The 10568-nt window shown below is 67.5% G+C and carries 9 protein-coding genes; 2 read left to right on the plus strand and 7 right to left on the minus strand.

The annotated features are described in order from the left end of the window. Positions 1 to 405: 405 nt before the first annotated feature. Positions 406 to 2154: a sialidase family protein gene (locus VN779_RS18520; protein ID WP_325725011.1), complete on the plus strand. Its 1749-nt coding sequence runs from the start codon at positions 406 to 408 to the stop codon at positions 2152 to 2154. Between the two features lie 301 nt (positions 2155 to 2455). On the opposite strand, the gene VN779_RS18525 is transcribed toward VN779_RS18520, so the two are convergent. The 4 genes from VN779_RS18525 to glnA all read right to left on the minus strand — a co-directional run bounded on the left by VN779_RS18525 (position 2456) and on the right by glnA (position 6141). Then, positions 2456 to 3355, minus strand: a complete 900-nt coding sequence (locus VN779_RS18525; protein WP_325725013.1) for a nucleotidyl transferase AbiEii/AbiGii toxin family protein — start codon at positions 3353 to 3355, stop codon at positions 2456 to 2458. Further along, positions 3355 to 3966, minus strand: a complete 612-nt coding sequence (locus VN779_RS18530; RefSeq protein ID WP_325725015.1) for a hypothetical protein — start codon at positions 3964 to 3966, stop codon at positions 3355 to 3357. The genes VN779_RS18525 and VN779_RS18530 overlap by 1 nt, the downstream gene beginning before the upstream one ends. Positions 3967 to 4109: 143 nt before the next feature. Continuing rightward, positions 4110 to 4421 carry a hypothetical protein gene (locus VN779_RS18535; protein ID WP_325725017.1) on the minus strand — a complete coding sequence of 104 codons (312 nt, stop codon included), beginning with the start codon at positions 4419 to 4421 and terminating at the stop codon, positions 4110 to 4112. A 292-nt stretch (positions 4422 to 4713) separates the two neighbouring features. Then, complete coding sequence (gene glnA / locus VN779_RS18540) at positions 4714 to 6141, minus strand: type I glutamate--ammonia ligase (protein WP_325725019.1); 1428 nt, start codon at positions 6139 to 6141, stop codon at positions 4714 to 4716. A 428-nt stretch (positions 6142 to 6569) separates the two neighbouring features. On the opposite strand from glnA, the gene VN779_RS18545 reads away from it, so the two are divergent. Beyond that, positions 6570 to 7190 (plus strand): RDD family protein, encoded by a 621-nt coding sequence (locus VN779_RS18545; RefSeq protein WP_325725021.1) that lies wholly within the window; start codon positions 6570 to 6572, stop codon positions 7188 to 7190. Positions 7191 to 7297: 107 nt separating this feature from the next. On the opposite strand, the gene VN779_RS18550 is transcribed toward VN779_RS18545, so the two are convergent. From VN779_RS18550 to lipB, 3 genes are all read right to left on the minus strand, one after another. Continuing rightward, positions 7298 to 8053: a DUF4191 domain-containing protein gene (locus VN779_RS18550; protein ID WP_325725022.1), complete on the minus strand. Its 756-nt coding sequence runs from the start codon at positions 8051 to 8053 to the stop codon at positions 7298 to 7300. Between the two features lie 560 nt (positions 8054 to 8613). After that, positions 8614 to 9573 carry a lipoyl synthase gene (gene lipA, locus VN779_RS18555; protein ID WP_325725023.1) on the minus strand — a complete coding sequence of 320 codons (960 nt, stop codon included), beginning with the start codon at positions 9571 to 9573 and terminating at the stop codon, positions 8614 to 8616. Then, positions 9570 to 10274 carry a lipoyl(octanoyl) transferase LipB gene (lipB, locus tag VN779_RS18560; RefSeq protein ID WP_325725025.1) on the minus strand — a complete coding sequence of 235 codons (705 nt, stop codon included), beginning with the start codon at positions 10272 to 10274 and terminating at the stop codon, positions 9570 to 9572. Before lipB ends, lipA begins: the two co-directional genes overlap by 4 nt. Positions 10275 to 10568: the final 294 nt, after the last annotated feature.

Genomic DNA, 10568 nt, shown 5'->3' on the forward strand with positions numbered 1-10568 from the left:
GATGATCCGTTCCTGCTCAACAACGGCGTCGTCGATCTGTCGTTCGCGGTCACCAGACAGGGCACGATCACGTTCGGCTTTGACGGCGAGTTCAAGGGCGAGGTCACGCACAAGCTTCGGATGAGCCTGGAAGCCGCTTAGCGCAAAGCGCAACGCCAAGGCCCGCCAACGAGTTTTCGTCGGCGGGCCTTGATCGATCACCGCCCGAATCCGGCCGACCGGCAGCAGCAGCTGATCGCGCGGGTCGCCGTCCCCTGACACCAGCGCGCCGTGGTCCGGCCCCGGCTCCCGATACCGGACCACGCCGCGTGATAACCCGCATCCGCAGCGTCGACAAGCGCGGTCGGCGGGAGCAGACTCGCCAGGAGTGGCCAACCTGTTGCCACCCACCTGTGGAGGTGAGCAATGCGATCAAGATCAATGGTGCTCTGCGTCGCGACAGCCCTCGCGACAGTGGCTTCCGCGGGCACGAGCGCGCTCGCAGGCCCCGCGCCGAGCGCCGGGACGAACGTCCGCGTCACTGTCGACAACGGCGCCAACGGGTCATATCGCAGCGCCGACCAGCTGGCCGGCGGCGGTTACACCGATCCGGTGCTGATGCGGTGCGGGATCGACCGCCGGATGCAGAACGAGCCGACGCTGGCGATCGACCCGCGCGACCCAAGCGTGTGGACGTCGGGTTCGAACGACTACTGCACAGTGCCGACAGCGGGCGACGCCTGGGCGGGCTTCTACCGCAGCACAAACTCTGGCATGAGCTGGACCGACAGCCTGCTGCCGGCCTACAACGGCGACATGTCGTCCGAGGGCGCCTCGTCGCCGCTGCGCGCCCAGGTGGCTGCGGGCGCGACCGCGGCCGGCGACCCGGTGATGGCGTGGGACGGCAGCGGTGACCTGTTCTACATGGGAAACAACTTCAACCGCGGCGTCGAGAACGGCGTGTCCGGCGGAACCCGGGACAACACCGGCGACATCTGGGTGGCGACCTACGCGCCGAACGATCCTGGGAATCCAGCCACGGACGGCGCGCACTACGTGCGCACCGTGATCCTCGCCACCAACACCTTCGGCAAGGGCTCCTTCAACGACAAGACCAACCTCGCCGTGGATCCGGCGACCGGCAACGTGTACGCCGCCTGGTCGGACTTCCACGGCGCCGGCTGCAACGAGATCCTGTTCAGCCGGTCGACCGACCACGGTGCGACGTTCAGCGCGCCGCTGAAGATCTCCTCCGGGATCTGCGGCAATCAGGGCCCGTCGATCGCGATCGGCCCCTCGGGGCAGGTCTACATCGGCTGGGAGGGCAACACCGGCGGCGCTTTGAGCAAGGCACCCGGCGCGGTGTCGGGCGCGGTTTTCGCCTCGTCCGTCGACTTCGGCCAGACGTTCAGCAAGGCCGTTTTCGCGGTGACGTACGCGCCGTTCGTGTTCTCGCAGTTCTCGGGCAATGGCGCCCGCGAGTGCGGGGACGCACCGTTCGCGTGCCCGACCGGATTCACCTTCCCCCGTTCCGACCTGGCCGGGCCATATCTGGCCGCGGACAACGTCCACGGGACTGTGGTGATGGCGTTCCAGGCGGCCCAGAACTCTGGGCAGGGGCAGATCGAAACGGTCCGCTCCGCTAACGGTGGCGCCACATGGAGCGGCCCCGCGCTGCTCGCGCCGAGCGAGACCGGGCACCAGTTCATGCCGTTCCTGGCCGCTTCGTCGGGCCGCATCAGCGCCATCTGGTACGACTCGCGGGGCGATCTGGACTACGCGGCAACCCGGCCGCCGTGCAATAGCGCGAGCGGGCAGACGTCCGCGTGCCTGAACGTACGGTATGCCGAATCCATTGATGGCGGCGCCAACTGGAGCCCGAGCGTTCAGGTCACGGACGCGCAGACCAACCTGAACTACGAACAGTTCGGCGGACGGCTCGTGCCCTTCTTCGGTGACTACATCACCGTTGCGGCGCAGGGCAGCACGGTCGGCGCGGTGTGGACCGACCAGCGCAACACCGTCGGCATGCCGGACCCGAGCGGTGACAACGACGGAGCCGACGTGGCCGGCGACCCCGAGACCGGCGGCGCCTGCACCTCGTCGGCGACCACCTGCTTCGACGACACTGGCGGGCTCGATCAGAACATTTACTCGGCTCTGATCACACCGTAGGACAGCGGGCCGGCAACTGGTAATTGCGCAACGCGACGGCGTTCGGCCCGGCTCCATGTGCGACGGGAGCCGGGCCGAACGTCAGGCGTCTCTACTCAGCGCTGCTTGAGCGCGTGTCTAGATGTCGTAGGAAAGCTCGGGTAGCCCACCTGACGTGGAAAACGCACCTCTGTTGCACAAGATTGCACTCTCGTTGCACATGAGAGGCGCTTCGGCGGACGAACTGCAACCGCAGGATTCTGACTTGTGGGTCAGTCGGACCTCCTGGCCGTCCGGCGGCAGCTTCGATGCCCGGGTGCGTTCACGTCCATCGCGTAGTTTCGGGAAGCCAGGTTTTCCCCTGGACCGTACCGCTTACGAGCGGGTCGGCGAACGCGATGACCGCGGAGATGATTTCGGCGAATTCCTCGGGATGGTTCTTGGCTGCTTGCCCCTGGCGGCGCCGCCACGCTGAGTAAGCCGCTTGGCGGCGGCCGGGTAGGTCGGAGATCGCGTCGCTGAGCAGGCGCAGTTCGATGCTGCGGTGGGCGGCGGTATTGCGTAGAGCGGTGGCGAGTTCGTCGCCACTCAGGGGATGGCGGGTGATGAGCTGGTGGAGGTCGGCGTAGTCACGGTCGCGAGTGTTGAGGTCGCCGAGGGCGATGGCGGTGGAGAGTTTCTCGGCGATGACAGTCGCGATGGGATAGCCGTAGAGCTTGAACGTCTCATCGTTGAGGTATTGGGGGTATTCGATGATGGTCGGGGCAGGCGTGACGGGGTCGCCGAAGCTGACGTCGAGTTGCAGTTTCAGGCGCGCGCGGCTCAAGGTGGCGGCCATGGCCAGGCGTAGGCCGTGGTACTCGTCGTCTTGGCGGATGGGTACGGTCGTGACGGTGTCCGGCTCGAAGGTGACGCCGTCGTCGATGTCGGTGGCGGCGATCCGGGTGATCCGGCGGATGATCTCTTCCTCGTCGCCGGGGAACGCCCGGCCGAGGATGTCGATGTCGCGAGTGATACGGCGCGCGTCAAACTGGGCGAGCAGTAGCCCGCCCTTCAGGACGAAGTGCTGCCCGCCGAGCGGGTGGACGCTGACGCGGTAGAGGAAGCGTTCGAGTAGGTATTCGAGCATGACCTGGTCGGTGAGTGCGCCGGTGCGACGAGCGAGGTTGCGCAGGTCGTTGTAGATGCGGCCGGCCGCCGTGTCACGAGTCGGGTTGGGCATCAGGCGAGCACCGCTTCGATCGCCGGGCGAAGGGCGGACATGCCACCGAGTTCGCGCGCCACGTGCTGCAGATCGGCGACGCCCTGCTGACCGTGGCGGTGCAGATACCGATTCAGCGCGGACAGGGCGATGCCGCGCCCGGCTGCTCCGCCCAGTCGCATCGCATCGACCACGGAGCGGGCCGCGCTGTAGACCGGGACGGTCTCGTCTGGTGTGGCCTCGAATCGTTCGACCGCGAAGCCGAAGGTGTCAGCGGCGTACTGGGAAACCTTGGTGGGTGGGTAGCTGATGGAGGGGCGGTGGCTGCCGCGCGGCACGGCGATGTGGACCTCGTGCGGGATGTCGTCGATCAGTTCGTGCAGGCTCAGGGCGGACTCCCCGCACACAACCGCTTGCGGAACTCGTGCGCACACGGCGAGCAGGTCCAAGTGCGCGGTCGGCTCGGCGTCGGCGCGCCGGTAGACGCCGCGCGAGAGCTCGTCGATCTCGCCTGCCTCCCGCAGCACCGCCAAGTCGCGCGCAGAGAGCCGAGCATCTGCTGCCGCATGCGCGGTGAACGTCGGCGGAAGCTGCGACAACCGCAGTGACAAGCGGTCCTTTGAGCTACTCATGTATGGAATCCTACCCAGGTATCCCAGGCCTGGGTAGATTTAAGCGCTTCCCGGGCGCCGCGGGCTCCAGCGAAGGCATGGACTGTCGCGTGGCTCGCCTCCTGGTTGGCGCATGACTTTGAACGAGGCAGTCTGGTTCTCAACTACATCGCGAGCTGGGCGAAGAGGACCCGAGAGAGACCGCCAGCGACTTCATCGGCCCCGTTCGCCAAAGCTGCCGAGCTGACGGACTCGTCCGGATCGGTGTGCAGCATGCCAACTGAGCGGCCCAAGCCCAGTTGGGCACGAGATCGCGAGCGATTCGGATCGAAGGTGTCGACGCTGATGCGCATGTCTGGCGAGACGCCGACTGCTACTACTACATGCTCCTGCTGGATAATGCCCAGCGCCCCCGTCAACCGCAGCATTTCAGCGATCTGCTGCGGCAGAACCTTGGCATCCAGGATTGAGCCCATCTGGTCCTTTGGGAGGGTGGCCCTGATCGAGATCTGGCCAGTCCTGTATAGCCGAACTTCGCGGAGGCCCCAGACCTGGGGCTAACGGCCTTCGGCCCGGTCCCGCGCAATGACGGGGCCGGGCCGAAGGCCAAGCTTTCTGCCTGCTTCCTCCAAGCACATGTTGCACATGGGCGAGGTCAAAGCTGGATCTGAGGCTTCCCCGCTCAGTGAATGTGCACGTCACGGGCTTGAGACGGTTGAGTTCGATCTAGCAGTGTATATACACGTTTCCGCAGGTCAGCGTGGGTGCCTAGATGTCGTAGTAGAGGTCGAACTCGAACGGGTGCGGGCGCAGCCGGATCGGGTCGATCTCGGCGGAGCGCTTGTAGGCGATCCAGGTCTCGATGAGGTCCTGGGTGAACACGCCGCCGGCGGTCAGGTAGTCGTGGTCCGCCTCCAGCGCGGTGAGGACCGCGTCGAGGCTGCCGGGGACCTGCGGGACCGCGGCGTGCTCGTCCGGGGGCAGCTCGTAGAGGTCCTTGTCGACCGGGGCGATCGGCTCGATCTTGTTCTTGACGCCGTCGAGGCCGGCCATCAGCATCGCGGAGAACGCGAGGTACGGGTTGCTGGACGGGTCCGGCACGCGGAACTCGATGCGCTTGGCCTTCGGGTTGGCGCCGGTGATCGGGATGCGGATGCACGCCGAGCGGTTGCGCTGCGAGTAGACCAGGTTGACCGGGGCCTCGAAGCCGGGGACCAGGCGGTGGTACGAGTTCACGCTCGGGTTGGTGAACGCCAGCAGGCTCGGGGCGTGCTTGAGCAGGCCACCGATGTAGTGGCGCGCGGTGTCGGCCAGGCCGGCGTAGCCGATCTCGTCGTAGAAGAGCGGGCTGCCGTCCTTCCACAGGCTCTGGTGCGTGTGCATGCCCGAGCCGTTGTCGCCGAACAGCGGCTTCGGCATGAAGGTGGCCGTCTTGCCGTTCGCGAGCGCGACGTTCTTGATGATGTATTTGAACAGCATCAGGTCGTCGGCGGCGTGCAGCAGCGTGTTGAACTTGTAGTTGATCTCGGCCTGGCCCGCGGTGCCCACCTCGTGGTGCGCGCGCTCGACCTCGAGGCCGACGCCCCGCAGCGCGGCGACCATGTCGTCACGCAGGTCGCCGTAGTGGTCGTAGGGCGCGACCGGGAAGTAACCGCCCTTGTAGCGCACCTTGTAGCCGAGGTTGCCGCCGGCCTCTTCGCGACCGGTGTTCCAGTGCCCTGATTCCGAGTCGATGTGGTAGAACGACTCGTTCACCTTGCTGTCGAAGCGGATCGAGTCGAACACGTAGAACTCGGCCTCGGGGCCGAAGTAGGCGGTGTCCGCGATGCCCGAGCTCTTGAGGTACGCCTCGGCCTTCTTCGCCACGTTGCGCGGGTCGCGCGAGTAGGCCTCGCCGGTCAGCGGGTCGTGGATGAAGAAGTTGATGTTGAGGGTCTTCGCCTTGCGGAACGGGTCGAGCCGCGCGGTGGCCGGGTCCGGCAGCAGCTGCATGTCCGACTCGTGGATGGCCTGGAAGCCGCGGATCGAGGATCCGTCGAAGGCGAGGCCGTCGGTGAACACGGACGAAGTGAACGACTCCACCGGCACGGTGAAGTGCTGCATGACGCCGGGCAGATCGCAGAACCGGACGTCCACGAACTGGACGCTTTCGTCACTGAGGTACTTGAGCACCTCGTCGGCGTTCTGGAATGTCACTATTCCTCCTCGACCCGATGCAGCCGGCTTCGGACTTGGCCGGCCGGACTCGGGAACGCGATGGGCACAGAGCGGGGGCTATGGCTGTGTAGTTTGGAACGTCGGCGAGTGCGCGCAAGCCCCCACACGGCTCGCCTGCTTTCCCGCCAAGGCCTCGACAGTCCGCGCCTGAAGGAGCCGCCCTGCCGCCGCGCTGCGGTACGGCCGGTCCCGCAGGCCCGATTTCGCATCGGGCTCTGGCTGGGAACGATAGGTAGGAGCCATTTCCCGTCCGTGTCCCTGTTGTTTCCTGCACGTTACACGCGACGTGATCATGCCACCTCGCGACGCGCGCGGGCCGGTTTGGCGGGCGGTTGGACGGCCGGGTGGCCGGTTGGGAAGCGCAGCCCGCGCGCCGCCTGATTGTTTCGGACGGCTACCGTGGACGCATGACACAGTCTTCCGCGCCCGCGGGTAAGTCCGCCGCCCGTGGTGATGGTTCGGGTGCCGGCAAGCGTAGCGCTGCCGGGACCGTCAAGGGAGCCGGCGCGGGCGGTAGCAAGCCTGGCGGTTCCGGCGCTTCCCTCGGCTCCGAGAAGGCCGGTCGAGCCTCCGACGCGCGGTCGGCGGTCGGCGGCTGGCTGGAGGGTCCGCGCACCGAGCCGGCGCAGGACGAGTGGGCCTATCGCGGCCAGCGCCTCGGCCTGCCCGAGTCCGGCCCGGGTTCGCTGGCCACGCAGGGGCGCAGGCTCGGCGCACTGGTCGTGGACTGGATCATCGCGGAGCTGATCGCGGTGGCCTTCGGCTGGCATCCCTCGTCGGCGCAGGGGCAGTGGGGCACGATCGCGATCTTCGGCGCCGAGCACCTGGTTCTCCTCTCGATCTGGGGCGCGACGCTCGGCAAGCGGCTTTTCGGACTGCGGGTCGGCAAGCTCGGCGGGCCGCTCACACCGCTGCACGTCATCCTGCGCACGGTGCTGCTCCTGCTGGTGGTCCCGGCCGTGATCTGGGACCGGGACGGCCGCGGGTTGCACGACAGACTCGCGGGCACGGTGGAGATCAGGGCGTAGCGGAAGCGAAAGGCAGCGGCGGCCGGGAGGAATCCCGGCCGCCGGTTGGTTGATGGGGCTCGCTGAAGGCGGTGCGTGAACGCGGCCTGCCGAGCCCTACCGAGGCACTAGCGGATGTTGCCGCGCGGGATGCGGCCGCCGCGCGGGATCGGGCCCTTCGGCATGTTCGCCATCGGGCCGCTGCTGATCGCGGCCAGCCGCTTCTGGTACTCGTTCACCTGCAACGAGGTCAGCTTCGCCCGGCCGCGCAGGCCGCGCTTCGTCAGCGTCTGCGACAGCTTGTTGAGCGGGATCTGACCGGCTGCGGTGTCGTCGCCGACGACTACCGACTCCACCTCGACGTCGGGGCCGAGATACCGCGCGATCGCCCTGCGCTCGTTAGCGAGCAGCTGCGTCACCCGGCCCGGGTCGCCCTCGCCGACCAGCAGGATGCCGGCCCGGCCGATCAGCCGGTGCACCAAGTCCTGCTGCCGGTTGAACTGCACGGCCGGCGTCATCGCCCAGCCGCGCTTGAGGCTCTGCTCTAGTACCGCGGCGGCCGCGCCGGTCTGTCCCTCGATGCGCTGGTACGCGGTGCGCTGCACCCTGCGAGAGAGCGTGGACAGCGCGACCAGCGCGCCGAACACGATGGCGAACAGGACCGCGAAGACGATCCCGATGATGTTGCCGCCGAACAGGAAGAAGAACAGCACGAACACCAAGGCCGCGGTGCCGCCGCCCCAGCCGAGCATCGCCGTGGTGAGCCGCGGATCGACTTCCTTGGTCACCTTGTAGGCGTAGCCGAACTGCTTGAGACGGCCGGAGGGCGGTTCTGACGGTGCCGCCGGGCTCACGGTCGGCTCAGGGGAGGGGTTACGCGCCATGCTCAAAAGGATATGTCCCCGGCGCGGTGGTTACCGCACCGGCTAGGACCGCCGTGATTGTTTCGGTATCGGTGGCGAGGCGGGAGAAGGCTGACGAGTCGTCAGATCACCCAGCGCGGCGAACGTTGCTCGAATTAACGGGTGGCGCGGTACGTCGACAACGTGAGCGTTACTGCAGCGCAGCGCGCAGTGTGCGGCGTGCGGCGCGGGGGTGCCCTATGCGTGCGGCTCCGAATGCGGGGCCAGCAGCGCCGTGGACGCCTCAGCCCGCGCTCTGGCCCGAGCCCGGTCCTCCTGCACCGCTGCCCAGGCGTTGTTCCGGGCAACCGCAAGACCGTCGCCGCGGAAGATAACCCACTCGACCGTGTTCAACACGGTCCGCACCGCTCCACGCCGTGCCGCAGCCCGGGTCGCCGCGGCGCTGTCAATCGTCACCGTCATGCTTCCGTGCCCCCAATCTCAAGGTCGGATCAGCACCACTCAGGGTTGCTGTCTCGTGTTGCAAGGTTACTGCGCACCGGTCAATTCCCGGTGAAGACCGCGCCGCCGGTCACACTGCACTAGGCCGCACGTGCCGCGATCGCTTGCTGGTAGAGCCGCCCGGCCCGGTACGAAGATCGCACTAGCGGTCCGGACATCACTCCGGCGAAGCCGATCTCTTCGGCCTCCTGCTTCAGCTCGACGAACTCCTCTGGCTTCACCCATCGTGTCACCGGGTGGTGCCTTGGGGAGGGTCGAAGGTACTGCGTGATGGTGATCAGCTCGCAGCCCGCCTCGTGCAGGTCGACCAGCGCCTGGGACACCTCCGCCCGCTCCTCGCCCATCCCCAGGATGAGGTTCGACTTGGTGACCAGGCCGACCGCGCGCGCCTGCCGGATCACATCCAGCGAGCGGTCGTAGCGGAAGGCCGGGCGGATGCGCTTGAAGATCCGCGGCACGGTCTCCACGTTGTGCGCCAGCACCTCGGGCGCGGACTCGAACACCTCGGCCAGCAGCTGTGGCTCGCCGTTGAAGTCCGGGATCAGCAGCTCGACGCCGCAGCCAGGCACCTGAGCGTGGATCTGCCGGACCGTCTCGGCGTACAGCCACGCGCCGCCGTCAGGCAGGTCGTCGCGGGCCACGCCGGTCACGGTCGCGTACTTGAGGCCCATCGTGGCCACCGATTCGCCGACCCGGCGCGGCTCGTCACGGTCGAGGGCGGCGGGCTTGCCGGTGTCGATCTGGCAGAAGTCGCAGCGCCTGGTGCACTGCTCGCCGCCGATCAGGAAGGTGGCCTCGCGGTCTTCCCAGCACTCGAAGATGTTCGGGCAGCCCGCCTCCTGGCAGACCGTGTGCAGGCCCTCGCTTTTGACCAGGCTGCGCAGCTGCGTGTACTCCGGGCCCATCTTCGCCCGGGTCTTGATCCACTCGGGCTTCTTCTCGATTGGCGTGGCGGAGTTGCGCACCTCGAGCCGCAGCAGTTTGCGGCCGTCCGGACCGGTCGTGGTCAGGGGCGTGTTGCCGTCCTCGATCGTGGTCACGGCCGCGGCTCCTTCGCGATCAGTACTGGTCGGACTCGGACCCGGTCGGTGGCCGCCCCCTTGGGTTCGGTCAGCAGCCCCAGGTGGCGCTCGACGAGCGGCAGCACCTCCTGGATCGTCACCCGGCAGCCCAGTTCCTCGCTGAGTGTTGTAACACCCGCGTCACGGATTCCGCACGGCACGATCCGGTGGTACCAATCGAGGTCATTGTCGCAATTCAGGGCGAAACCGTGCATTGTGACACCCTTGGCGAAGCGCAACCCGATCGCGGCCACCTTGCGGTCCTGTCGCAGACCGTCGCCGGGGATCCAGACGCCCGAGCGGCCCTGGACGCGTTCGGTGTGCAGGCCCAGATCGGCGCAGACCTCGATGATCACCTGCTCGACCCGCCGGACGAAGTCGACCACGTAGACGCCCTCGGGCATTCGCACGATCGGATACCCGACGAGCTGGCCGGGGCCGTGCCAGGTGATCTTGCCTCCGCGGTCCACGTCGACCACCGGCGTGCCGTCGAACGGCCGGTCCATCGGTTCGGTTCGCTTGCCCGCGGTGTACACCGGCGGATGTTCGAGCAGGATGACGGTATCGGGCACCAGGTCGGCCACTCGCGCGGTGTGCCGCGCGCGCTGGTCGTCCCACGCGGTCTGATAGTCGACCGCCTCGGCCCCGAAGCCGGCCCGGATGATTTCCAGTTCGCCCACGGTTACGACTGTACGACGTGCGCAGGGGGCCTGGTGCGCCAGCGCTCTAGCGCGGCCTCGTGCGGCCCTCGCAGCGGCACACATGCCCGTGACCTCGGTCACAGGGCGAACGAACGAGTCATGGGCGGACGGCTTGGTTCGCATATCGCGCAGCGATCGATAGGCACTGTGCGCAGCGATCGATAGGCACTGTGCGCAGCGATCGATCGGCGCTGCCCGCAGCAGGCGCCTGGCTATAGGGTGAACCAGCAGCGACGATCAAGGAGGGGAGTCGCACCATGGCTGAACGGATCC

Source organism: Actinocrinis sp. (assembly GCF_035605935.1).
Lineage (GTDB): Bacteria > Actinomycetota > Actinomycetes > Streptomycetales > Catenulisporaceae > Actinocrinis.

Bases quoted from the DNA above. Each gene is read 5' to 3' on its own strand.
- VN779_RS18530 (WP_325725015.1), bottom strand. From the start codon at position 3,966: ATGAGTAGCTCAAAGGACCGCTTGTCACTGCGGTTGTCGCAGCTTCCG.
- VN779_RS18535 (WP_325725017.1), bottom strand. From the start codon at position 4,421: ATGGGCTCAATCCTGGATGCCAAGGTTCTGCCGCAGCAGATCGCTGAA.
- VN779_RS18550 (WP_325725022.1), bottom strand. From the start codon at position 8,053: ATGGCGCGTAACCCCTCCCCTGAGCCGACCGTGAGCCCGGCGGCACCG.
- VN779_RS18545 (WP_325725021.1), top strand. From the start codon at position 6,570: ATGACACAGTCTTCCGCGCCCGCGGGTAAGTCCGCCGCCCGTGGTGAT.
- VN779_RS18525 (WP_325725013.1), bottom strand. From the start codon at position 3,355: ATGCCCAACCCGACTCGTGACACGGCGGCCGGCCGCATCTACAACGAC.
- VN779_RS18520 (WP_325725011.1), top strand. From the start codon at position 406: ATGCGATCAAGATCAATGGTGCTCTGCGTCGCGACAGCCCTCGCGACA.